This window comes from Kitasatospora xanthocidica, assembly GCF_014656195.1.
Taxonomy (GTDB): Bacteria; Actinomycetota; Actinomycetes; order Streptomycetales; family Streptomycetaceae; genus Kitasatospora; species Kitasatospora xanthocidica.
Map to the genome: position 1 here is coordinate 85,477 of NZ_BNBY01000020.1, position 23,181 is coordinate 108,657.

The window sequence follows — 23,181 nt, forward strand, 5'->3', positions numbered from 1 at the left end:
CGCGAAGCGGCTGCCGAGCGAAGCGAGGTGGGCGCATGAGCGGGAACCAGGGCGGTCGGCGCCGCGGCGCCGTCGTCACCGGCATCGGCCTGGTCTCCCCGCTCGGCCGCAAGCCCGGCGAGGTGTTCGAGGCGCTGACCGCCGGGCGCTCCGGGGTCCGCGCCGTCCCCGAGGGCCACGCCGCCCACGGGTGGCTGCCGGCCGCCGGGCTCGCCCCCGCCGTGGACGGCCGGGAGGTGCTGCCGCCCACCGAGACCCGCTGCGTGGACCGCTTCGTGCTGCTCGGCCTGGCCGCCGCCGACGACGCGCTGGCCGACGCCGGCCTGGTGGTCGGCCGGGACGCCGACCCGCACCGCACCGCCGTGGTGCTGGCGACGGGCGGCGGCGGACTGGAGACCTTCGAGCAGCAGTCGCACCGCCGGCTGGAGCGCGGCCGCCCGGGCGTCAGTCCGTACCTGCTGCCGGGCATGCTCTCCAACATGGCCGCCGCCCGGGTCGCCATCAAGCACGGCATCCGGGGCTACAGCTCCGCCGTGGTGACGGCCTGCGCGGCCGGTGCCCAGGCGATCGCCGAGGGGCTGCGGCTGATCCGGGCCGGTGACGCGGACGTGGTGGTGTGCGGCGGCACCGAGTCCTCGCTGCACCCGACGATCGCCGCGGCCTTCACCAACGCCCGTGCCCTGGCCCAGGGTTGGGACGATCCCGAGCAGGCGAGCCGGCCCTTCGACGCCCGGCGCAACGGCTTCGTGCTGGGCGAGGGCAGCGCCGTCCTCGTCCTGGAGAGCGCCGAGCACGCCGAGGCCCGCGGCGCCGCCGGCTATGCGGAGGTGCTCGGCTGGGGCGCCTCCACCGACGCCCACCACCCGACCATGCCCCGGCCCGACGGCACCGGCGCCGCCGACGCGATGCGCGCCGCGCTCGCCAACGCGGGCCTGGCCCCGGGCGACATCGACTACGTGAACGCCCACGGCACCGGCACCAAGCTCGGTGACGTGGCCGAGACCGCGGCCCTGCACGCCGTCTTCGGCGCGCACCCGCCCGCGGTCAGCTCCACCAAGGGCGCCACCGGCCACCTCCTGGGCGCCGCGGGCGCGCTGGAGGCGGCGGTGACCGCCCTGGCGGTGGCGAGGGGGACGCTGCCGCCCACGCTCAACCTCACCGACCCCGACCCGGCCTGCGACCTGGACCACGTCCGGGGCGCCGCCCGGTCGGTGCCGGTGCGCGCCGCGCTGAGCAACGCCTTCGCGTTCGGCGGCCACAACCTGAGTCTCGTCCTCGGCCCGGCCACCGCTGCCCGGGCCGCGCGCTAGCGACCGCGGGCGCCCGAGCACCCAGCGCCCGAGCACCGATCGGCCGCGCTGAGCGCCCGAGCACCGGTCGACCGACGGCCCGCCGATCCACGACCTGCCATCCCTCCGGGGGGAGATCCCGATGTCCATCCAGACCATCGCCCACACCGAGTTCCACTGCGCCGACGCCGACAAGACCGCGGCCGGCCTCTGCGCCGACTACGGCTTCACCGCCGGCACCCCGACGACCGCGCCGGACGGCACCCGCACCGTCGAGCTGCGCCAGGGCACCATCCGGCTGCACCTGGCCTCCGCCGCCGACCCCGAGCACCCGGTGGCCGACTTCGTCGCCCGGCACGGGGACGGCGTCGCCGTCCTCGCCCTCGGCTGCGCCGACCCGCGGGCCGCGCTGGAGCGTGCCGAGCGGCACGGCGCCCGGGTGCTGGACCGCGAGGGCGCGCTGATCGCCGGCTTCGGCGACACCGCGCTGCGCTTCGTCCCGCCGAGCACCGAGGAGCCCACTCCGGACCCGCGCCTGCTGGACGAGCTCGACCACGTCGCGATCTGCCTCCCCGCCGGGCAGCTCGTCGAATCCGTCCGCTTCTGCGAGGCGGCGCTGGGCTTCCGCACGATCTTCGAGGAGTACATCGAGGTCGGCGAGCAGGCCATGGACTCCAAGGTGGTGCAGAGCCCCTCCGGCGCGGTCACCTTCACCCTGATCGAGCCCGACACCGGCCGGCGCCCCGGCCAGATCGACGACTTCCTCACCGCCCACGGCGGCGCCGGGGTCCAGCACCTGGCCTTCAGCACCCGCGACATCACCACCGCCGTCCGGACCGTCCGGGCCCGCGGCGTGGAGTTCCTGACCACCCCGAGCGCCTACTTCGACGTGCTGGCCGAGCGCTTCGGCGAGACGGTGATCCCGGTGGAGACCCTGCGCGACCTGCACGTCCTGGTCGACCAGGACCACGGCGGCCAGCTGTTCCAGATCTTCGCCCGCTCGACCCACCCCCGGCGCACCTTCTTCCTCGAACTGATCGAGCGCCAGGGGGCCGGGACCTTCGGCACCGCGAACATCAAGGCCCTGTACGAGGCCATCAAGCGGCACAGCTCCGCCGCCTCCGTCTGACCGCCCCCGCACATCCGAAGGAGGCCCGCACCATGACCGCGACCACGGAGTTCCGGCTCACCGAGGCCGAGCACGACCTGCTGCCCACCCCCGAGGAGGTGGCGCACTACCGCGAGCACGGCTGGTACCTGTCCCGCCGGCTGTTCGACGACGAGGAGCTGGACAGCCTCCAGGCCGCCACCGAGCTCTACTACGCGGGCCACCGCGACCGCGAACTGCCCGTCCGCCCGGACCGGTTGGCCGCCTGGAAGCCCTCGGACGGGCCGGTCCAGCGGCACAACGACTACGTGCACTACGAGAGCGACGCGATCGGCGCGGTCCTGCGCAAGCCGCTGGTCGGCGCGGTGGCCGCGCTGCTCGCGGGCACCGAGGAGATCCGGATCTTCCAGGCCACCCTGATCTACAAGCCGCCGGTGCCCGAGGAGCCCAGCAACCGGGTGCCGTGGCACTTCGACAAGCACTACTGGCAGACCAGCACCTCGCAGCAGATGCTCACCGCCTTCATCCCGTTCCACGACTGCCGCGAGGAGAACGGCACCATCACCATGGTCGACGGCAGCCACCGCTGGCAGGAGCTGCCCTCCGGAGAGGACTCCACCCGGCACTTCGCCGACCGCGACCGCTCCGAACTGGACGGCATCCTGGACGCCAACGCCGCCCACAACGGCCAGGTGGTCACCAAGGTCCCGATGGCGATCCCGCGCGGCCACATGTCCTTCCACCACTGCCGCACCTACCACGGCAGCGGCCCCAACCTGGCCTCCCACCCGCGCCGGGCCGTCTCGCTGCACCTGCAGGACGGCGCCAACGAGTACCGCCGGCACGACCGGGCGGACGGCAGCCCGGTGGTCTACAACCACGACGTGCTGGTGCGCCGCACCGCCGACGGCCGGCCGGACTACGCCGACCCGGAGTTCTGCCCGACCACCTGGCGGGGACGGCCGTGACGGCTCCCCCGAAGGCGGCCGCCGGGCCGGGGACGCCCGCCGAGTCCCGCACGCCTGCCGCCCCCGGCACGCCGGCCCCGCTGGACACGCCGGCCGAGCGCTACCGGATGCTGCGGCTGATCCGCGGCTTCGAGGAGCTGGCGCTCGGCCTGGTGAAGTCCGGCGCGATCCCCGGCGGCATCCACCCGTACATCGGGCAGGAGGCCGTGGCGGTGGGCGTCTGCTCGGCGCTGCTCCCGGCCGACCGGCTCACCAGCACCCACCGCGGCCACGGCCACGTGCTCGCCCGGGGCACCGCGCCGCACCGGCTGCTGGCCGAACTCCTCGGCCGGGTCGGCGGGTCGAACGGCGGCCGGGGCGGCTCCATGCACGCCGCCGACCTGTCGCTGGGCATCCTCGGCGCCAACGGCATCGTCGGCGCGGGCGCCCCGATCGCGGTCGGCGCCGCCTGGGCGGCCCAGCGGGCCGCGGCCGGCCAGGAGCCACCCGCGCGCACCCCGGTGGCGGTGGCCTTCTTCGGCGACGGCGCGCTCAACCAGGGCGTCCTGCTGGAGTCCCTGAACCTCGCCGCGATGTGGCGCCTCCCGGTGCTGTTCGTCTGCGAGGACAACGGCTACGCCACCACCCTGCCCGCCGCCACCGCCGTCGCGGGCAGCGCGACCGGACGGGCGGCCGCCTTCGGCATCCCCGCCGAGGAGGTGGACGGCATGGACACCGAGGCCGTCCGGGCCGCCGCCCTGCGCGCCGTCGAACGGGCGCGCGGCGGGGGCGGCCCCGGCTTCCTGGTGTGCCGCACCTACCGCTACGAGGGCCACCACACCATGGAACGCCGGATGAAGCTGCGCTACCGCACCCCGGAGGAGGTCGAGGCCTGGCGCGAGCGCGATCCGCTCCCCCGCGCCGCCGCCCTGCTCGACCCGGCGGTGACCGCCGGGCAGGACCGCTCGGTGGCCGAACAGCTCGCCGCCGCCGAGGAGTTCGCGCTCGCCTCCGAACACCCGGACCCGGCGGGCGCGTTGGACCACCTGTACGCCGACGGGCTACGGCCGCGGGCGGGAGTGACACCGTGACCAGGCTCTCCTACACCAAGGCGCTCAACCGGGCGCTGGCCGACGAACTCGCCGCCGACCCGGCGGTCTGCGTCTTCGGCGAGGACATCGGCGCCGGCCTGGCCGGGCCCACGCTCGGCCTGCTGGACCGCTTCGGCCCCGGACGGGTCGTCGACACCCCGCTGTCCGAGCAGGCCTTCACCGCGATGGCGGTCGGCGCCGCACTGGCCGGCCGGCGTCCGGTGCTGGAGTTCCAGATCCCCTCGCTGCTGTTCCTGGTCTTCGAGCAACTCGCCAACCAGGCGCACAAGTTCTCGCTGATGACCGGCGGCCAGGCGAGCGTGCCGCTGACCTGCCTGGTACCCGGCTCGGGCTCCCGGGACGGCTGGGCCGGGCAGCACTCCGACCACCCGTACAGCCTGTTCGCGCACGCCGGGATGAAGACCGTGGTGCCCGCCACCCCGACCGACGCCTACGGGCTGCTGCGCTCGGCGATCCGGGACCCGGACCCGGTCGTGGTGTTCGCGCCCGCCGCAGCCCTGCCGGTGCGCGAGACCGTCACCTGGGAGCTCGCCCCCGTACCGCTCGGCCGCGCCCGGATCCACCGCCCGGGCACCGACGTCACCGTGGTCGCCCTGGGGCACCTCGTGCACGACGCGCTCGCGGTGGCCGAGGAGGTCGCGCCGGACATCTCGGTCGAGGTGTTCGACCCGCGCACCGTCCACCCCTTCGACTGGGACGCGCTGGCCGCCTCGCTGGAGCGCACCGGACGCCTGGTCGTGATCGACGACTCCAACCGCAGCTGCGGCTTCGGCGCGGAGGTGCTCGCCACCGCCGCCGAGGAGCTGCGCCTGATCGCCCCGCCGCGCCGGATCACCCGGCCCGACGGCGCCGTCCTGCCCTTCGCCCCGGCCCTCGACCGGGCCGTCCAGCCGAGCCGCGAGCAGCTGCGGCACGCGCTGCACGCCGTCATGAAGCACCCCTGACCGACAAGGAGCCCGCATGTCCACCAACCGCTACCACTGGGACCGTTCGCACCCCGGACTGACCGGCCTGCAGCAGGCGATCGACCCGCTGCGCCGCGAGGTCGTCGGCCATTCCGTGTACCACGGGCTCACCAGCATCGAGCGCGTCCGCACCTTCCTGAACAGCCACGTCTTCGCCGTCTGGGACTTCATGTCGCTGCTGAAGAGCCTGCAGCGCGACCTCACCTGCGTCGAGGTCCCGTGGGTCCCGACCGGCCCGACGGCCAGCCGCCGGCTGATCAACGAGATCGTGCTGGTCGAGGAGAGCGACGAGCTCGGCGAGGGCTACACCAGCCACTTCGAGCTGTACCTGGAGGGCATGCGCCAGGCCGGCGCCGACGTCCGCCCGGTGCGGGAGTTCCTGGGCCTGCTGGGCACCGGTACCGCCGTGCCGGAGGCGCTGAAGGCGGCCGAGGCCCCGCAGGCCGCCGCCGACTTCACCGGCACCACCTGGTCGATCATCGAGAACGCCCCGGTGCACTGCCGGGCCGCCGCCTTCGCCTTCGGCCGCGAGGACCTGATCCCGGACATGTTCACCCAGGTGATCGCGATCGACGACCCGGACGGCGTGCTCACCGTCTTCAAGGACTACCTGGCCCGGCACATCGAGGTCGACGGCGAGCAGCACACCCCGATGGCGATGCAGATGCTGATCGACCTGTGCGGCGACGACCAGGCCAAGTGGGACTCCTGCGCCGAGACCGTCCGCACCGCCCTGCGGGCCCGCTCCCGGCTGTGGACGACGATCGAGGAGTCGTTCCGATAGCAGCCGCTGCGGTTCCGGTAGCCGCCGCAGCCGTTCCGGCAGGACGCCACAGCCGTTCCGGCAGCGGTCAGACCACCTTCGGGAGCACGGCCGCCGACCCGGGCAGCTCGTCGGCCGCCCTCCGGTACCGGTGCAGCGCCGCCCGGCCCTCCGCCCCGCGGACCCGGGCGGCGAGCCGGGCCGGCAGCACCACCGTGCTCAGGTACCCCTCGCCGCGGAACCCTTCGACCGTCCAGCACACCCACGGCAGCGGATAGTTGGCGGCCGGGCTGAAGAACACCGGGCGGTGCCCCTGGAAGCTCACCCGGTAGGCGCCGAAGCGGCTCCAGTTGGAGAAGCTGAACCGGCGTGCCCGCGGGTCGAAGCCCAGCGGGACGCACTCGCGCAGCCGCGAGCGGCCGAGCGCGGCCAGGAAGCCCAGGTTGGCGCGGAGGTTGAGGTGCTCGGCCGGGAACGCCTCGACCGCCCGGCGCAGCGCCCCGGCGAGCACCGCCGGGCCGTCCTGGGGCCGGTGCGGCAGGTGCACCTCGCTCAGCAGGTTGCCGATCAGGGTGTCCGGCAGTCCGAGCCACCGGCGCGCGTTGACCGGTACGGTCAGCATCCGCTCGACATCATCACCATCCAACTCCCTGATGGTGCTGACCAGATGGGCGCAGAGCACGTCCCCGGAGGAGAGCCTGCGTCCGGCCGCCGCGCCGAACTCCTCGCGCATCCGGGCCACTTCGGCCTCGGTGAAGGCGATCTGGACGGTCCGGTTGGCGCGCGGCCCGGCCGCCACCTCGCGGGCCAGCAGCTCGGCCTCCGCCGCCGAGGGCACCCGGAAGCCGGGTCGTCCGCAGTCCTCGGCGGGGAGCACCCTCTCCAGCAACTTGTCCTGGTCGCCGACGAGTTCGGCCTCCGGCAGCGGCTCCCCCTCGACCGCCGCCGACCAGGTCCGCAGCAGCAGCATGAAGCTGTGCAGATCTCCGATCGCGTGGTGCCAGGAGCAGCCGAGCACCGTGCCGCCGTCGGCGGTGCGGGTGACCCGGACGGTGAACAGCGGTCCGGCTCCGGTCCGGGCGCCCGGGGCGTCCACCCGGTCGACCAGTTCGGCGCCGGCCGCCGCCACCCGGCCCATCGCCTCGGCGAGCGTGCCGTCCACGGTGTAGACGTCCAGCGGCACGCCGGAGTCGTCGCAGACCGCATCCAGCACGCCGTCGACGGTGCGCAGCCTCCCGGCGAAGACCGGCACCCGTTCCAGGGCGCGGGCCAGACCGGCGGCGAGGCGGTCCTCGTCCAGGGACCGGTCGAAGCAGAGCACGACCGAGACGGCGAGGTCGGCGAGCATGGTGTCCATCAGGCCGCAGCGCAGCACCCGGCCGGTGGCGTGCCCGGCGCGGACGGTCCGGGATCGGCGCAACTGGGGCCAGATGCTCATGGGTTCCGTTCCGAAGCTCTCGATGACTCCCGGGACTCCCGGCAGCGAGCCGGCGGAGCACCCCGGCGGGGCACCCGACCGGCGGCACCCGTGCGCGGGCACGCCGAACGATAGTGCCGCGCCCGGGCAGTGGTCCAGTCCAATCACGCGATCCGGTCACGCCGTCCGCGGTCCGATCACGCGGTCCGATCACGCGGTCCAATCACGCCGTCCGGAACGGCCCTTCGCGCCGCCGGAAAGGCCCTTCGCGCCGCCCGGCGATAGAATTCCGAGCATGGGAGAGCGTCCTGGCGCACTCACCGCGCCACCCCTCGTCCTGGTGACCGACACGGACTCCCAGCTGATCGATCCGGACCGGGCCTACCACCTCGGCCGCGACCCGACCAGCGAGATCGTCCTGGACGATCCCCGGGTCTCCTGGCACCACGCGATCCTGCGCGCCACCGACGGCCACTGGCTGCTGGAGGACGTCGGCAGCACCAACGGCACCTTCGACGAGGGCCACCGGGTCAGCCGCGAGGACGTCGGCCCGGGCACCCGGCTGCGCTTCGGCGATCCGGCCGACGGCCCGTCCGCGACCTTCGCCGGCCTGCCCGTGCCCGCGCCGAACGAGCGGCCGTCCCTGGTCGCCCCGCAGAACTCCGGCACCTTCCGCAGCCCGAGCGCCGTGCTCCAACTGCCCGGCCACACCGTGCGGATCGGCCGCTCGAACGACAACGACCTGGTCCTGGACGACCTGGTGGTCTCCCGGCACCACGCCGAGCTGCGGGAACTGCCCGGCGGCGGCCACGAGATCGTCGACCTGGACAGCCACAACGGCACCTTCCTCAACGGCTGGCCGGTCCACCGCGCGCCGGTCGGCCCGGCCGACATCGTCGGCATCGGCCACTCCGCGCTCTGCCTCTCCGACGGCCACCTGGTCGAGTACACCGACACCGGCGAGATCTCCCTGGACGTCCAGGACCTGGTCGTCCGGGTCGGCCCCGACCGGCGGGTGCTGCTGGACGGCGTCGGCTTCCCGCTCGCCGAGAAGTCACTGCTCGCGGTCGCCGGCCCGAGCGGCGCGGGCAAGTCCACCCTGCTCAACGCGCTCACCGGGCTGCGCCCCGCCGACGAGGGCACGGTGCTGTACGACGGGCGCGACCTCTACCGCGACTACGCCGAACTGCGCCGCCGGATCGGCCTGGTGCCACAGGACGACATCCTGCACACCCAGCTCACCGTCCGCCGCGCGCTGGCCTACGCGGCCGAACTGCGCTTCCCCGGCGACACCGACCCGCACGAGCGGGAGGCCCGGGTCATGGAGGTGATCCACGAACTGGGCCTGGACAGCCGGGCCGAACAGGTGATCTCCAGCCTCTCCGGCGGCCAGCGCAAGCGGGTCAGCGTCGCCCTGGAGCTGCTCACCAAGCCCTCGCTGCTCTTCCTCGACGAACCGACCTCCGGCCTGGACCCGGGCATGGAGCGCTCGGTGATGCACATGCTGCGCGGGCTGGCCGACGACGGCCGCACGGTCGTCGTGGTGACCCACAGCGTGCTCAGCCTCAACGTCTGCGACCGGCTCCTCGTCCTGGCCCCGGGCGGGCGGACGGCCTACTACGGCCCGCCGGGCGAGGCGCTCGGCTACTTCGGCTACGAGGAGTGGCCGGAGGCCTTCGAGGCCTTCGAGAACGAGGACCACGCCGCCTGGCAGACCCGCTTCCGCGCCTCCCCGCAGTACCGGCGGTACGTGGCGGCCGAGGCCGCGCCCGCGCTGCCCGTCCCCGTGCGGGAGCCCCGGCAGCCTCCGCCGCGGGCGGCGGCGATCGGCCGGGACAAGCCGCAGGGCTGGTTCTCCCAGCTGGGCACCCTGGTGCGCCGCTACGCCGCCGTCCTGGCCGCCGACCGGCTGTTCCTCACCATCATGGTGGTGCTGCCCTTCGTCATCGGCCTGATGTGCCGGGCGATGGCCGGCTCCCGCCTCACCCCGGTCAACGCCGTCAACTGCCTGCTCACGCTCTGCATCGGCGGGCTGCTGACCGGCTCCGCCAACTCGGTGCGGGAGCTGGTCAAGGAACGCGCGATCTACCAGCGGGAGCGGGTGGTCGGGCTCTCCAGATCGGCCTACCTGGTCTCCAAGGTGGTGATCCTGGGTGTCGTCACGGTGGGTCAGGCCGCGGTGCTCACCGTGGTCGGCCTGGCCGGGGTGGACCTCTCCGCGGCGGTGCCGACCGGTGTCGTGATGCCGCAGCTCCCGGAGCTGATCATCGCGGTCGCGCTGCTCGCGTTCTCGGCGATGATGCTCGGCCTCGTGGTCTCCGCGCTCGTGGACAAGGAGGAGGCCACCATGCCGCTGCTGGTGCTCCTCTCCGTCGTCCAGATCGTCTTCAGCGGCCTGATGCTCAAGCTCTACGGCGTGCCCGGGCTGGAGCAGTTCGCCTGGCTGATCCCGTCCCGCTGGGGCATGTCGGCGATGGCCCGCACGGTGGAGCTGCACACCCTGTTCCCGAACGCCATCACCCAGGACCCGATGTTCCGCCACCAGCGGTCCGGGTGGGAGCTGTGCATGGCGCTGCTGCCGCTGCTGTCGGCCGGGTACGGGCTGGTGGTGCTGGCCCTGCTGCGGCGGCACGAGCCCGCGATCATGCGCAAGTAGCCCGGCCCGGCCGGGCACCGGTCGCGACGGCCCGACCGCGCTCCGGCCTCGACGCCGGGTCGGGTCGGGCCACCGCCGGTAGAGTGGGTACAACCCTGTGGTGCGATTCGTGCCGCGCGTGACGGGGGTCGCGCGGCGGAGGAAATGTAGCCGCCCATGGACGACTTCGCGTTCCGCCCCACCCACGTCGCCCCGCCGGGCGGAATGGCCTCCTGGACGGCCCCGGACCCCGCCCGGACCGCCGCCCGGCTCGACGCCCTGCTCCCGGTGCAGCTGCTCGGCCACCAGGGCGACTGGGCGCAGGTCCTCTGCTCCAACGGCTGGATCACCTGGGTGGACGGCCGCCTGCTGATCGCCCTCCCGCAGCCGCCGCCCACCGCCGGGGGCCCGCCCGCCCGGACCGCCGACCCGCGCCCGGCGCTCGCCGACGCGGAGACGGCCCTGGCCCGCTACCGCGCCCTGCTGGAGGACCTCGCCGCGGGCACCCTCGACCTGGAGTCCTTCCGGGAGAACGCGCGCGGCCTGCGGGTGGGCCTGGTGGTGGACGGCGAGGCGCTCTGGGTGTTCGACCCGGTGCACGACCGCTGGTGCTACTGCGACGGACTGCAGCTGCAGACGTACGCGGCCACCGACCGGCCGCCGCCGTCCTCGCCCAGGCCCGCCTCGACACCGGCGTCGGCGCCCGCGCCCGCTGCGGCGCCCTCTGCGGCGCCGACGGCCGTGCCCGGGGCCGTGCCCGGGGCCGTGCCCGGGGCCGCGTCCTCGCCCGCGCGCGGCCCGTACGCCCCGACCCAGGCCGGTGAGCCGTGACCTACGCCGAGGAACCGTCGCTGCCCAGCCTGCCCGCGGGCCTGGTCGGACGGAAGGTCGCGGGCTACCGGCTGGAGAACGAGATCGGGCGCGGCGGCATGGCCGTGGTCTACCGGGCCAAGGACCTGCGGCTCGGCCGGACCGTCGCGGTCAAGCTGCTGGCCCCCGAGCTGGCCCGCAACGAGGTCTTCCGGCAGCGCTTCATGCACGAGTCCGAGGCCGCCGCGGCGATCGACCACCCGCACATCATCCCGGTGTTCGAGGCGGGCGAGCACGAGGGCATCCTGTTCATCGCGATGCGCTACGTCGAGGGCGGCGACCTGCGGGGCCTGATCAACCGGGGCGGCCCCTTCCCGGCCGACCGGGCCACCCGTCTGGCCCTGCAGATCGCCTCCGCGCTGGACGCCGCGCACGACCACGACCTGGTGCACCGGGACGTCAAGCCGGGCAACGTGCTGGTCGCCGCCGGCACGGACAGCGAGCACCCCGAGCACCTGTACCTGGCGGACTTCGGGCTCACCAAGAAGTCCCTCTCGCTCAGCGGGCTGACCAGCGTCGGCCAGATCGTCGGGACGCTCGACTACGCGGCACCCGAACAGATCTCCGGCCGGCCGCTGGACGGGCGCTGCGACCAGTACAGCCTCGGCTGCGTGGTCTTCGAGATGCTCGCGGGGGCGCCGCCGTTCCGCCGGGAGAGTGACCTCGCACTGCTCTGGGCGCACCTCAACGACCCCCCGCCCGCGCTGACCGAACACCGGCCCGACCTGCCGCCCGCCCTGGCCGCGGTGGTCGCCCGGGCGCTCGCCAAGACCCCCGGCGAGCGGTACGCGAGCTGCCTGCAGTTCGTCGCCGAGCTGCGCGCGGCGACGGCGTCGGACCCGGCCCGGCGGGGCGCGGACGCTCCGGCCCGGTGGGGCGCGGACGGCCCGCCCACCGAGGTCGTGCCGGCGGTCTCCCTGGCCTCCGCCGCCCGGATCGAGGTGCCCGAGCCGCCCGCCTGGGCCGCCCCGGTCGTCCACCCGCCGCAGTGGTGAGCCCGGCCCGTTGCAGGAAGCTGCCAGTCGACGGTCTGTGACGGTCCGTCATCTGTCTCGGTGCCCACCGGTGCCGCTACACTCCGCCTACCCCGCGACGGGCGCGGCGGCTGGGGGTGACAGCAGTGGTCAGGATTCCGATCACCGACCGGTACGTCGTGGGCCTCGGCTGCCGGGTGAGCGTCGAGCACAAGGCCGGCGCGACCAGGGTCAACTGGAGCGTCTCCCAGCTGCCGGAAGGCGGCGCGCCCCGTCCGACCGGCGGGGACCGGGAGATCAGCCTGCTCTGCCCGCGCTGCCTGCGGGCGTTCTCGGTCCGGGTGGAGAGCGCCGGCAAGGCGCGGACCAAGCAGCTGGTCCAGCGGGCGCTGGGCTGGCTGCTGGTGCTCTCCCTGCTGGCCACCGTCCCGGTGCTGATCCACCTGGGCGGCCAGACCGTCGAGGAGGGGGACGACCACTCGACGAACGTCTTCGGCCTGCTCTTCGCCCTGGCCGCCGTGGGCGTGATCGTCGGCCCGTCGCTGCTGGCCACCGCGGGCGTGCACAACGGGATCAAGAAGCTCAGGCTCGTCCGGGACGACGGCAGGAAGACCGCGTGGGTGCGGGGGCACCGGCTGCTCTGAGCCCGCCCGGGCCGTCGCTGCGGCCGGGGGTCCTCACTGCGGCGGGGGCTCGTCCTCCGTCAGCTCGCCCCGGTGCCGCACCCGGGTGGCGAGCAGCGCGCCGAGCGCACCGGTGAGCAGGCCCCAGCCCGCCGCGAGCGGAACGGCCGTCCACAGCGAGGGGCGCAGCGTCAGACTGCCCCCGCCGAGAGCGGCCAGCGGGTTGGAGCCGCCGAGGGCGGCGCCGAGCAGGTCGCCGAGGCCGCCCTGCCCGAGGCCGACGCCGAGCACCGACAGGCCGTAGTCGGCGTCCATCCTGGTCCACAGGCCCACCAGCAGGACGGTGACGGCGGTCGCGAGCGCGAACCGCACGGCGTGCTGCCAGAGCCGGACGGTGCGCGGCGAGCGGCGGGCCGCGAGGAAGGCGGCGGCCAGCAGCAGCACGGCCGCCAGCGGCAACAGCCACCAGGCGCGGGCGTCCTGGTCGGCCAGGGTGCCGAGGTCGACCGTCGCCGACCGCCCGTCCGGCACCCGCAGCACCTCGGCGAGCGGCTTGGGCACCGGCAGGCCGAGCGCGCCGACCAGCCGGCCCTGCCACTCGGCGCCCAGCCCGACCCCGAAGCCCAGCCAGGCCAGGTCGGGCAGGGCGAGCAGCAGCACGGCCAGGGTCTGCCGGGCGTGGCCGTGCACGATCGCGGTCAGCACCCCGGCCACCGCGCCGATCGCCAGACAGGCCAGCAGCACCGCCCAGAGCGCGAACGCGACCGGACGGACGGCGAGTTGGTAGCGCACCAGGGCGCGCGGCAGCGGTGCCCGCCGGGAGACGGCGAAGGTGGCCGCCAACACCAGCAGCAGCCAGGCCAGCCCGATGCCGACCGTGCTCGGGCCGTCCGCGTGGAAGCCCACCTCCGGGGTGAGGCCGAGCGCGCCGCCGATCGACTGCACCAGGTCACCGCCGAGCGGAACCGTGAAGGTGTGGCGGGCGCCGAGGGTGAGCAGGACGAGCGCGACCACCCAGACCACGACCGTCCGGACGATCCGGCCGAGCAGTTCGCCGCCGCCGGCCACCGCACGGAAGCGCAGCTGACGCAGGAACACCTCGGCCATCGCGACCGCGCCGGCCAGCGAGACGGTCAGCGGCATCGCGCTGATCCCGGCGTCCACGGCGGCGAAGCTGCCCGCGCCGCCGTCGAGCCGGACGGATCCGCCGACGGCGAGCGCCAGCGTCGCGGCGACCACGGAGGGGAAGCCGCCGTCCGGGAGGTCGTCGGCGCCGGCCAGCCAGAGGCCGAGCGCGGCCACCGCCGCCATGGCGAACAGCCCGGCCAGCACGACGGCGAGCGCGTCCAGCCAGCCGCGGACGGCGCCGGGCGGGCCCGCGGGCCCGGTGGTGGGCTGCTGCATGCCGCCTCCTGGTCGCTCGATCGGGAAGAAGTCGGTGGCCTTGAGCGTGCGCTCGGCCTGTGTGTGTCGGGCCGTTGGGCGCGGCTCGGTGCCGTTGCTCGGTGCCACTCAGGCGCCGCTCGGTGCCACTCGGGTGCCGCTGGGCAGCGGCGGGTTTGCGCGCGGTACCGCCCGGCGGAGCCGGTCCGGCTCGTCGGGCCGACCGGCTTCCAGAGTGGCCGACGGGAGGTGCGCACGCTCGGCGACGTCCGGGCGACCTGCTGTTGCGGCGAGCGGAACACCGGGGGAGAAAGGAAACCAGTGGCAGGAGCTTCCTGTGCCGGCCGTGATCGCCGGCCGCCTGCGAAACGGAGCCTCGATGACCTCCCAACCGCCTCCCGCCGGCCCGCCGAGCGAGCCGCCGTACGGCCCTCCCTCCGGTCCCCCGTCCGGCCCGCTGGCCGGCCGCCCCTCCGGCGGCGGCACGGCCGGACCGCCGACCGTACCCCCACCGCCCTCGGGCCCACCCGGATCCTCCGGTGGCTCCGGGGGTTCCGGCGGCAGACGGCCCACGCCGTGGTGGCGCTCCGGGAAGGGACTGGCGCTGGCCGCGGGCACCCTCGTGGTCGCCGTGGTGGCCACCGTGCTGATCGTCAACAACCAGAGCAGCCACAACGAGGCCATCCCGACCGCCAACGAGGTGGCGGCGCAGGGGCCGTCCGACCAGGGGCCGGCGCCATTCACCCCGTCGGTGGAAACCCAGGGGGTGAGCGCCCCCGCTCCCGCCACCTCGGCGCCCCCGCAGACCGGCGGCGCGACGTCCAAGAGCAGCTCGCCGACCGCCCTGCACAGCGTCGAGGGCAGCTCCGCCGGGCTGTACGGCGGAACGATGGGCAAGTCCAGCTGCGACACCGAGCGCCTGATCGGCATGGTCTCGACCGGGGAGACCGGGCGCGCCTGGGCCTCCGGGGCCGGCATCAACCAGGCCGACATCCCCGGCTACCTGCGCTCGCTGACGCCGTCCTACCTGCGGGTGGACGCCCGGGTGACCAACCACAGCTACAAGAGCGGCGCCGTGGTCGAGTACCAGTCCGCACTGCAGGCGGGCACCGCCGTCCTGGTGGACGCCCAGGGCGTTCCCCGGGTGCGCTGCGCCTGCGGCAACCCGCTGCAGCCGCCGAAGCTGGTGAGCAACGCCAAGTACACCGGGAAGACCTGGACGGGCTTCCATCCGAACACGCTGGTCGTGGTGGTGCCGGCCCCGAAGCCGGTGACCGAGATCATCCTGGTGAACTTCGAGACCGGCGGCTGGTTCTCCCGGCTGACCGGGCGGATCGAGATCGTGGACAAGCACGTCGAGCCGCCGAAGGGGCTCGTGCCGGGCATCCCGCCGGCCGAGCAGTGGAAGCCGTCCACCCCGTCGGGGAAGACGACCACCTCGGGCTCCACCACCTCGGGGAAGCCGACGACCACGGGGGCCACCACCTCGGGCTCGACCACGTCGGGGTCGACCACTTCGGGCTCGACCACCTCCGGGTCCACGACCTCGGGCTCGACGACCTCGGGGTCCACCACCTCCGGTTCGACCACCTCCGGTTCGACCACCTCCGGTTCGACCACCTCAGGGTCGACGACCTCGGGGTCCACCACCTCCGGATCCACGACCTCAGGCTCGACGACCTCAGGCTCGACCACCTCCGGGTCCACCACCTCAGGCTCGACCACCTCCGGGTCCACCACCTCAGGCTCGACCACCTCCGGGTCCACCACCTCGGGCTCGACCACCACGACCACGACCGCCACGGGCACGACGACGAGCGCCGGCACCACCACGGCCAGCAGCAAGCCGACCATCACCGTGTCGGCCCCAGCGACGACCACCACCCCGAAAACGCCGGTCGCGACCTGTGCGACCACCGCGCCGTCGAGCCTGCCGCCCTGCCCGACCACCGGGACCCCCACGCCGAGCTGATCCGGCGTACCTCCCCCGCCCGATGCCACCGTCCGACCCCCGGCCGGTGGCATCGGCACGTCCGAGGCCGCCGTCTCAGGGCAGCAGCACCCGGACGGGCCCGGGTCTCTCCTCCTCGAGGAATCAGCAGTCACCCCATTGGCGCAACGCCGTGAGCACGTACTCCAGGTACGGGCGACCGCCGACCGCGGGTGACAAACGCTCAGAGCTCGAACAGCGGCACGTCCGTCGTCGGCGGCACCGGCTCCAGGACGTCGCGCAGCGCCCGCAGGGCCCGCCGCCAGGCCTCGCCGTCCGCCGCCTCGTCCCACAACTCGGCCAGCTCCGACTCCTCCGCCGCCACGCGGTCGAGCGCCTCCACCGCGAGCGCCCGCAGCTCGGCGGCCGGCACCGGTATCGCCTCCCGGGGGCCGTAGGCGCTGTCGACCGGCGCGCCGCCCGGGCACTGCGCCGCCACCAGCGCGGCGGCGGCCACCGCCTCGACGCCCTCGTCGTACTCCAGGTACTCCCCCGCCCCGGCGGCGCTCCGCAGCGCCGCCAGGAGGAGCGCAGCGCGCTCGCCCGGCGCCGCCTCGTCCAGGCCGTCGGCGAAGTCCGCCGCCGTGTCGTTGTCGAAGTGTCCGATGTCCCAGGTGCCCATGCCGATCCCCTCGTGCCCGGCGCCGGTCCTCCTGCCGGCCCTTCGTGTTCGTGTGCGAGGGATACTTGCACGCACCACTGACAACTCGGCTCCGGCACCGGATATTCGCTGGTCAGGAACGTGTGGACCCGGGCATAGTGCCCCCCATGGACACCGCTCAGGGGCTGGACGCCGACGGCTGCATCGCACGGGAGGGCTCACCGGCCCTGGTGCAGGCCGCCTTCGCGCCGGTGGTCGAGGCCGCCCGGGCGCGGATCGCCGCCGCCTTCGGCCCCGAGCGGCTGCACAGCGCCTACCTCTACGGCAGCGTTCCGCGCGGCACCGCCGTCCCCGGCGTCTCCGACCTCGACCTGCTGCTCGCCCTGCACCGGGAGCCGACGGCGGCGGACCGGGCGGACGCCGACGCCGTCGAGGCCGCGCTCGACGGCGAGTTCGCCCAGGTCGACGGGGTCGGCGTGCTGCTGGCCGGTACCGGCACCCTGCTCAGTGAGCTCGAACGCCACGACCTGGGCTGGTTCGTGGCCTGTCTCTGCACCCCGCTCCTGGGCGAGGACCTCGCCGCCCGGCTCCCCCGCTACCGCCCCACCTCCCTGCCCGCCCGGGAGACCAACGGCGACCTGGCCCTGGCGCTCCCCGGCTGGCGCGAACGGCTGGCCACCGCCACCACCGACGCCGAACTCCGCGCGCTCACCCGGGCCGTCACCCGCCGGACCGTCCGCACCGGCTTCACCCTGGTGATGCCCCACTGGGGCGGCTGGACCAGCGACCTCACCGCCTCCGCCGAGGCCTTCGCCGCGCACTACCCCGAGCGCGCCGCCCAGATGCGCCTCGCCGCCGCCACCGCCCGTACCGCCGCCGTGGACCGGGCCGTCCTCGCCCTGCTCGTGGACGACCTGGGCCCCTGGCTCGCCGCGGAGTACGCCGCCGTCCACGGCGTGAAGGCGCCGCGCCCCTGACCGGAGGGAAGGCCGCTCGGCCCACACCCACCACCGACGCCCAGGGGCGCCAACCCTCAGTCCACGCAGGGGATCCCGCCCGCCTTCACCGCGGGTCCCTGCATCGGCAGCCCCGCCGCGGGGTCGGCGGGGTCGCCGGATCCGGCGGTACCGGGGGGCGCGGCGGTGGGCGTCGGGGTGCGTCCGGCCGCCAGGGTGACCAGGATGTGGCCCGGTGCGACGGCGCCGGAGGACACGGCGGTGACGCCGTAGCGGCCGGCGAGCTGCTGGGCGTCGGCCTTCGCGCCGCTGCCGTAGGCCACGGTGGTGGTCCTGGTCCTGGCCGGGGCGTCGCCGATCCTGCCCGCCTGGTAGCCGAGTTCGGCCAGCGCCTTGGACTCGTTGGAGGCCGCGCCGGCGCCGGCGGCCGCGTTCACGTCGACCACCGCCTTCGCGGGCCCGCTCGGCGAGGCGGACGTGCCGGACGCGCCGGCGGCCCCGGACGCTGCGGCGGCAGCCGAGGGGGACGCCGGCCCGTCGCCCGCGGTGTCGCCCGGGGCCGCGGCCGGGGCGGCCGGCGCCGGCTCGTGGTTGAACAGCTGCCGGACGATCTTCTTGATCAGCTCCGGGTTGACGGTGTTGACCTCCTGCCCGCCGACCGTCTTGAAGCCCGAGATCGGCAGGGTGTTGAACTCGACGTTGCCGCCCGTCAGGTTGGGCGCCTGCTGGGCGAAGTCGAGGATGTTCCACTCGTTGTCGATGACGACGTCCTTCTTCACCACCCCGAACAGCTTCTGCATCTGCCCGAAGTCGTTCAGGATGCCCTGCTGCTTGAGCTTGTACTCGACGGAGGAGATGAACGCCTGCTGCCGGTGGGTGCGGTCGAGGTCGCCGTTGGTGAGGTGGTGGCGCTGGCGGACGAAGGACAGCGCCTGGGCCGCGTTGAGGGAGCTGATCCCGGCCGGGAGCTTGAGGCCGGTGCCGCCGCCCTCGTGGGTGGCGGTCCGGGCGACGATCGGGTCGTCCACGGGGTGGTTGAGGCAGACCTGGATCGGCTCGACCGCCTTGGCGATGTCGTAGAAGCCGATCAGGTTGACCTCCGCGAAGTGGTCGATCGGGACGTCCAGGAAGCTCTGCACGGTCTGGATGGTGGCCGAGCGGCCGGCCTCCCGGCTCTGCCGCTCCAGCTCCGCCTTGGAAAGCCCCTTGCCGGCCAGCTTCTGCTCGGAGGCCTCCTTGGCGATGCCGTACGCCTCCTTGATCTTGTGCATCTTGCCGTCGGCGCCGACGGTCTGCACGTAGTCGTCGCGCGGGACGGACAGCGCGGTGACCTTGCCCCCGTTGGCCGGGATGTGCAGCACGATCAGGGCGTTGGTGTTGTAGCCGCCGATCTCGCTGGAGCCGGCGTGCAGTTCGTCCTCCACGAACTGCTTGGGCAGGTCGTTGCCGTCCATGTCCTTGCGGCTGTCGAGGCCGATCAGCAGCAGGTTGACGGACTTGTCGAGGTGCGGCGGGGCGTTCTTCTTGGCCTCGCTCAGGGCGGTGGACTTGATCATGCCGTCGTCCAGGCTGCGGTACTCGTACCAGGTGAAGCCGCTGGCGCCGAGCACGGCGACGGACACGGTGCAGGCCAGGGTCCGCCCGGCCAGGGTCAGCGGCGCGGGGCCGCGGCGCGGGTCACGTCCGCGCGGGTCACGCCCGGGCGCGTCTCCCGTGCGGCCCGTCGAGCGGCCCGTCGTGCGGCCGCCACCGCTGCCGCCGCGGCTCCGGTTGCGCTCAGGCACGACGGCTCCTTCCGGTCGGGTCACCCGCGCCGGTCGGGTCACCCGCGCCGCCGGTTCGTCGGCGGTCGGCCACCACCCGGGCGACGACCACCAGCAGCGCCACGCCCGCCGCCGCCGCCATCACCGGGAACGCCCCGACCACCCAGCGCAGCGCGCCGGTGTCGAGGTTCCGGCCCCGGTACTTGTCGGCGTGCGCCGCGTACTCCACGCCCGACGCCGCGAGCAGCACCACGACCGGAGCCGCCGTCACCACCCACCACCGGCCGGGCCGGCTGCACACCGCCGCCGCGGCGCCCGTCCCGAGCACCGCGCCCACCGCGAAGAGGACGCCGACGCCGGGCCCGCCGAACTCGTCGGCGACGCCGCCCAGGACGGGCAGCCCGACCGCCGAGAGGACCGCGACCGCTCCGCCCCGCCGGCGGGCCTGCTGCCGCCTGCGCGCCACACCGGCCCGCTGCGCCCGGGCCGACCGCTCCGCACCGGTGTCCACGGCTTCGGCCGGGGCCCCCGCGCCCGCGTCCACGCGGGACCGCTGGGCGGGGAGGGCGCGGTCCTCGGTGCGGGTTCCCGCGTCCTGGTACGGCGTTCTCGCCCGCTGGCCGGCCATGCGCACTTCCCTCGATCGTCGCGGCCGCGACGGCGCTTTCGCACCGCCGCGGATGCCGGGACGCCCTCGGTCCCGGCGGCGGTCCCGACCTCTACATTTCTGTAGAAGACGGGTTGGAGCATACAAACCACTGTGGACGAAGTCACCCGCCGTCGACCGGCGGCAGACGAACCGTCCACCGGGCCGTCGTTAGGATGGTCATGATCCCCGCCACGTCGGCACACCATCAGGAACGCATCAGAGGAGCAGAGCGTCACCATGTTTGAGAGTCTGAAGAACCTCGCGGACAAGGCCACCGACCTCGCCCGCGAGCACGGCGACGTGATCGGGCAGGGCCTGGACAAGGTCGGCGACGCGATCGACGACCGTACGGACGGCAAGTACAGCGGGCAGATCGACACCGGCGTCGAGAAGGCGAAGGACTTCCTGCGCAACCTCGACGGCGACCGGAAGCCCGCCGAGTAACCTGCCGCCGGACACGACCGACCGTACGGCGGTCGAACGAGCGCACGGGCGAACGGGGAGGGACCGGCAGCGGTGAGCGAGGAACAGAAGGCATCCGGCTGGGGCCGCTGGGTGGTGATCGGCGTCGTGGTCGTGGCCGGACTCGGCCTCGTCCGCGGCAACGGCCACGACGGCGCGAGCTCCGCCGACCCCGCGCCGTCCGCTGCCGCGTCGGCGCCCTCCTCCGGCGCAGCCCCCTCGGCCGGTGCCTCGGCCGGTGCCTCCGCCGCGCCCTCGAAGCCCTCCGGCGGCTACGACCCGGCCGACTACGCCGCGCCGGTCCGCCGGTTCGCCGCCGAGGCCGGCGTCAACCCGCAGCTGCTGATGGCGATCCTCTACAACGAGTCGTACAAGCCGCACGACCCCGAGCTCGAGAAGGCCTGGCAACGCAGCAAGCCGGACGCCTCGTTCGGCATCGCCAACATGCACCGGGCCGCGTTCGACGACACCAAGCCCGGCCGTCCCTTCTCCTCCCGCCAGTGGGAGGAGCTCCCGGACGACCGCGACCTGGCCGTCCAGGCCGCCGCCTGGCACCTGCACGACCTCGCCGCACAGCTCCCGGCCAAGGTGGGCGTGCCGCTGAGCCGTGACGAACTCGTGGCCCTGGGCTACAACGCGGGCGCGGGCAACATGCTGGCCTTCGCCCGGGGCGTCAAGATCGGCTCGCAGGCGCAGTCCTACCTGGACCGCCTGCGCGACAACTGGACGAAGTCCGGCGAAGCCGTGAAGTGACGCCGCCCGCCCGGCCGTCCGGGCCCGACCGTCGGGCCGGGACGGCCGGGCGGCCGGACGGCCGGGCGCTGAGGTGCCTGCCGGTCAGACCCCGAGCCGGGCGGCCCACTTGGCGCGCCAGGCGAGCGCGTCGGCGACCCCCTCGGCGATGCCGCGCCGCGGCTGCCAGCCGAGCAGCTCCCGGGCGGTGTCGACGGCGGCGTAGCAGCCGATCACGTCGCCGGGGCGCGGGCCCGCCTCCCGCACGTCGAGCTCGGCGCCGACGGCCTGTTCGAAGGCGGTGACCAGCTCGCGGACGGTCGTGCCGTCCCCCGTCCCGACGTTGATCACCCGGTAGCGGTCCGCCGCGTCCGGGGCGACCACCTCGTCGAAGCGGAGCAGCGCCGCGACGTGCGCCTCGGCGAGGTCCTGGACGTGCACGTAGTCACGGATGCCGGAGCCGTCCCGGGTCGCCCATTCGACACCGGTCACGGTGAACGGGGCGCCGGTGGAGTGCGCCTCGATCAGCTTGCCGAGGGCGTGGCTGGGGTTGAGGTCCTGCAGACCGGTGCGCAGCCGCGGGTCGGCGCCGATCGGGTTGAAGTAGCGCAGGGTGATGACCCGCTGGTGCTCGGCCCCCTCGCCCCGGGTCCAGTCCTGGAGCACCTGCTCCATCATCTGCTTGGTGCGCGCGTACGGGCTGTTGGCGTCGACCGGGCTGCTCTCGTCCACCCGGGCGTCGGGGGTGGGGGCGTAGATCGAGGCGGAGCTGCTGAAGACCACGCGGGTGCAGCCGAGGCGCTGGAGGGAGTCCAGCAGGTCGATGGTCTTGGCGACGTTCTCCCGGTAGTAGTACAGCGGCTTGGCCACCGACTCCGGGACGACGATCTTCGCGGCGCAGTGCACGGCGGCCTCGATGTCCGGGTGCTCGGCGAAGATCCGGTCGAGCAGGGCGGCGTCGGCGACGTCCCCCCGGTAGAAGATCCGGTCCTCGACGAATTCGGCCCGGCCCTTGGAGAGGTCGTCCAGCACCACCGGGGTGATCCCCCGGTCGAGCAGGGCGGACGCCACCGTGCTGCCGATGAACCCCGCGCCGCCGGTGATCAGGACCTTCTTCATCCGCGGTTGCTCCCTTGCGATCGGCCGGGTGCCCGGTGGCGCCCGGTGACCGGGAAGGACGTCCGTTCGTGCCCGGGCGGTTCCCCGGCGCGGCCGCCCCACCGGTCGGGACGGCCCCCGGACCGGCGGCTCAGGCCCGGCGGCGCCGGCGGAGCCAGAGTCCGGTGCCGACCAGGACCACGGCCGCGGCGGCGGTGCCGACCGCGGCCCAGGTGGTGGAGTCGGAGGTGGTCTCCGCGGCGGTCGCGGTGGCGGAGGCGGACCCGGCGGGAGCGGGCTCGGGCACCGGCCCGACGGTGGGCACCGGGGCTGGCCCGGCGGTCACCCCGGCCGACGGCGACCCGGCTGACGGCACCCCGGCCGACGGCGAGGCGGCCGCCGTGCCCGCGGGCACCGGGTCGTTGATGACGGCGTCCGCCACGTCGAGCTCGCGCTGGGCGTGGCCGAGCGAGGGGAAGGCGCAGTCCACGGTCACCTGCCAGTGCCCGGCGGGCAGGATCTCCCTGGTGGTGTACGTCCCCGGGCGGCCCGGGACGCCGACCAGCCGCCAGGGGCCCACCGCCCGGCCGTCCGCGGCGGTGGCGGAGAGCGTGCCGGCGAAGTCCTCGGTCACCGGGTCGTGGTCGTTCTCCCAGGTGGCGAAGGTGCTGACGTGGCCGTTCTGCTGACCGGTGACATCCAGGTGGACGCTGTCGCCGTGGGCGCCGGCCGGTGCGGCGGCGGGCAGGACGGCCGCCACCGCGAGGGCGCAGGCGGCGAGGAGCTGGCGGGTTCGCATGACGGGCATTCCTCGTGGCGGTGTGGGGGGCGGGTGCGGGAAGCG

At 74.7% G+C, this 23,181-nt stretch carries 21 protein-coding genes; 14 read left to right on the forward strand and 7 right to left on the reverse strand.

What is annotated here, in order from left to right; genetic code table 11:
* Positions 1-35 precede the first annotated feature (35 nt).
* From IE332_RS28605 to IE332_RS28630, 6 genes are all read left to right on the forward strand, one after another.
* Positions 36-1,310: a beta-ketoacyl-[acyl-carrier-protein] synthase family protein gene (locus IE332_RS28605; protein WP_189921871.1), complete on the forward strand. Its 1,275-nt coding sequence runs from the start codon at positions 36-38 to the stop codon at positions 1,308-1,310.
* A 121-nt stretch (positions 1,311-1,431) separates the two neighbouring features.
* The gene (gene hppD / locus IE332_RS28610) at positions 1,432-2,418 is read left to right on the forward strand and encodes a 4-hydroxyphenylpyruvate dioxygenase (protein ID WP_189921873.1); all 987 of its coding nucleotides are present in this window, start codon (positions 1,432-1,434) and stop codon (positions 2,416-2,418) included.
* Between the two features lie 32 nt (positions 2,419-2,450).
* Positions 2,451-3,365, forward strand: a complete 915-nt coding sequence (locus tag IE332_RS28615; RefSeq protein WP_189921875.1) for a phytanoyl-CoA dioxygenase family protein — start codon at positions 2,451-2,453, stop codon at positions 3,363-3,365.
* The gene (locus IE332_RS28620; RefSeq protein WP_229928989.1) at positions 3,362-4,435 is read left to right on the forward strand and encodes a thiamine pyrophosphate-dependent dehydrogenase E1 component subunit alpha; all 1,074 of its coding nucleotides are present in this window, start codon (positions 3,362-3,364) and stop codon (positions 4,433-4,435) included. Before IE332_RS28615 ends, IE332_RS28620 begins: the two co-directional genes overlap by 4 nt.
* Complete coding sequence (locus IE332_RS28625) at positions 4,432-5,400, forward strand: alpha-ketoacid dehydrogenase subunit beta (protein WP_189921877.1); 969 nt, start codon at positions 4,432-4,434, stop codon at positions 5,398-5,400. Before IE332_RS28620 ends, IE332_RS28625 begins: the two co-directional genes overlap by 4 nt.
* A 16-nt stretch (positions 5,401-5,416) precedes the next feature.
* Positions 5,417-6,205, forward strand: coding sequence for a DUF3050 domain-containing protein (locus IE332_RS28630; protein WP_189921879.1), 789 nt, complete (start codon positions 5,417-5,419; stop codon positions 6,203-6,205).
* A gap of 67 nt (positions 6,206-6,272) precedes the next feature.
* Here IE332_RS28630 and IE332_RS28635 read toward each other — a convergent pair whose 3' ends face one another.
* Positions 6,273-7,622 carry an acyltransferase gene (locus IE332_RS28635; RefSeq protein ID WP_189921881.1) on the reverse strand — a complete coding sequence of 450 codons (1,350 nt, stop codon included), beginning with the start codon at positions 7,620-7,622 and terminating at the stop codon, positions 6,273-6,275.
* A 274-nt stretch (positions 7,623-7,896) separates the two neighbouring features.
* On the opposite strand from IE332_RS28635, the gene IE332_RS28640 reads away from it, so the two are divergent.
* The 4 genes from IE332_RS28640 to IE332_RS28655 all read left to right on the forward strand — a co-directional run bounded on the left by IE332_RS28640 (position 7,897) and on the right by IE332_RS28655 (position 12,724).
* Entirely contained in the window at positions 7,897-10,257 is a 2,361-nt protein-coding gene (locus IE332_RS28640; RefSeq protein ID WP_189921889.1) for an ABC transporter ATP-binding protein/permease, read from the forward strand.
* Between the two features lie 156 nt (positions 10,258-10,413).
* Positions 10,414-11,067, forward strand: a complete 654-nt coding sequence (locus tag IE332_RS28645) for a hypothetical protein (protein ID WP_189921891.1) — start codon at positions 10,414-10,416, stop codon at positions 11,065-11,067.
* On the forward strand, positions 11,064-12,101 hold the full coding sequence (locus IE332_RS28650; RefSeq protein ID WP_229928990.1) for a serine/threonine-protein kinase: 1,038 nt from the start codon (positions 11,064-11,066) through the stop codon (positions 12,099-12,101). Before IE332_RS28645 ends, IE332_RS28650 begins: the two co-directional genes overlap by 4 nt.
* 125 nt (positions 12,102-12,226) lie before the next feature.
* On the forward strand, positions 12,227-12,724 hold the full coding sequence (locus tag IE332_RS28655; RefSeq protein WP_189921893.1) for a hypothetical protein: 498 nt from the start codon (positions 12,227-12,229) through the stop codon (positions 12,722-12,724).
* A 33-nt stretch (positions 12,725-12,757) separates the two neighbouring features.
* Here IE332_RS28655 and IE332_RS28660 read toward each other — a convergent pair whose 3' ends face one another.
* Entirely contained in the window at positions 12,758-14,107 is a 1,350-nt protein-coding gene (locus IE332_RS28660) for a streptophobe family protein (RefSeq protein WP_189921895.1), read from the reverse strand.
* A gap of 358 nt (positions 14,108-14,465) precedes the next feature.
* Between IE332_RS28660 and IE332_RS28665 the strand changes: the two genes are divergently transcribed.
* A complete protein-coding gene (locus IE332_RS28665) occupies positions 14,466-16,058 on the forward strand; it encodes a DUF6777 domain-containing protein (protein ID WP_189921897.1) in 1,593 nt (530 codons plus the stop codon).
* 202 nt (positions 16,059-16,260) lie between these two features.
* On the opposite strand, the gene IE332_RS28670 is transcribed toward IE332_RS28665, so the two are convergent.
* Positions 16,261-16,698, reverse strand: coding sequence for a DUF4259 domain-containing protein (locus tag IE332_RS28670; RefSeq protein ID WP_189921899.1), 438 nt, complete (start codon positions 16,696-16,698; stop codon positions 16,261-16,263).
* A 146-nt stretch (positions 16,699-16,844) separates the two neighbouring features.
* Between IE332_RS28670 and IE332_RS28675 the strand changes: the two genes are divergently transcribed.
* Positions 16,845-17,654 (forward strand): nucleotidyltransferase domain-containing protein, encoded by an 810-nt coding sequence (locus tag IE332_RS28675; RefSeq protein WP_189921901.1) that lies wholly within the window; start codon positions 16,845-16,847, stop codon positions 17,652-17,654.
* Positions 17,655-17,710: 56 nt separating this feature from the next.
* Here IE332_RS28675 and IE332_RS28680 read toward each other — a convergent pair whose 3' ends face one another.
* Positions 17,711-19,417 (reverse strand): LCP family protein, encoded by a 1,707-nt coding sequence (locus tag IE332_RS28680; RefSeq protein WP_189921903.1) that lies wholly within the window; start codon positions 19,415-19,417, stop codon positions 17,711-17,713.
* A complete protein-coding gene (locus tag IE332_RS28685) occupies positions 19,410-20,024 on the reverse strand; it encodes a DUF6542 domain-containing protein (RefSeq protein WP_189921905.1) in 615 nt (204 codons plus the stop codon). Before IE332_RS28685 ends, IE332_RS28680 begins: the two co-directional genes overlap by 8 nt.
* 258 nt (positions 20,025-20,282) lie before the next feature.
* On the opposite strand from IE332_RS28685, the gene IE332_RS28690 reads away from it, so the two are divergent.
* Entirely contained in the window at positions 20,283-20,489 is a 207-nt protein-coding gene (locus tag IE332_RS28690) for an antitoxin (RefSeq protein ID WP_189921907.1), read from the forward strand.
* Positions 20,490-20,561: 72 nt separating this feature from the next.
* Positions 20,562-21,260 carry a transglycosylase SLT domain-containing protein gene (locus IE332_RS28695; RefSeq protein WP_229928991.1) on the forward strand — a complete coding sequence of 233 codons (699 nt, stop codon included), beginning with the start codon at positions 20,562-20,564 and terminating at the stop codon, positions 21,258-21,260.
* 84 nt (positions 21,261-21,344) lie between these two features.
* On the opposite strand, the gene galE is transcribed toward IE332_RS28695, so the two are convergent.
* Together galE and IE332_RS28705 are read right to left on the reverse strand one after the other, a co-directional pair.
* On the reverse strand, positions 21,345-22,358 hold the full coding sequence (galE, locus tag IE332_RS28700; protein ID WP_189921909.1) for a UDP-glucose 4-epimerase GalE: 1,014 nt from the start codon (positions 22,356-22,358) through the stop codon (positions 21,345-21,347).
* A gap of 130 nt (positions 22,359-22,488) precedes the next feature.
* Complete coding sequence (locus IE332_RS28705) at positions 22,489-23,136, reverse strand: hypothetical protein (RefSeq protein ID WP_189921911.1); 648 nt, start codon at positions 23,134-23,136, stop codon at positions 22,489-22,491.
* Positions 23,137-23,181 lie beyond the last annotated feature (45 nt).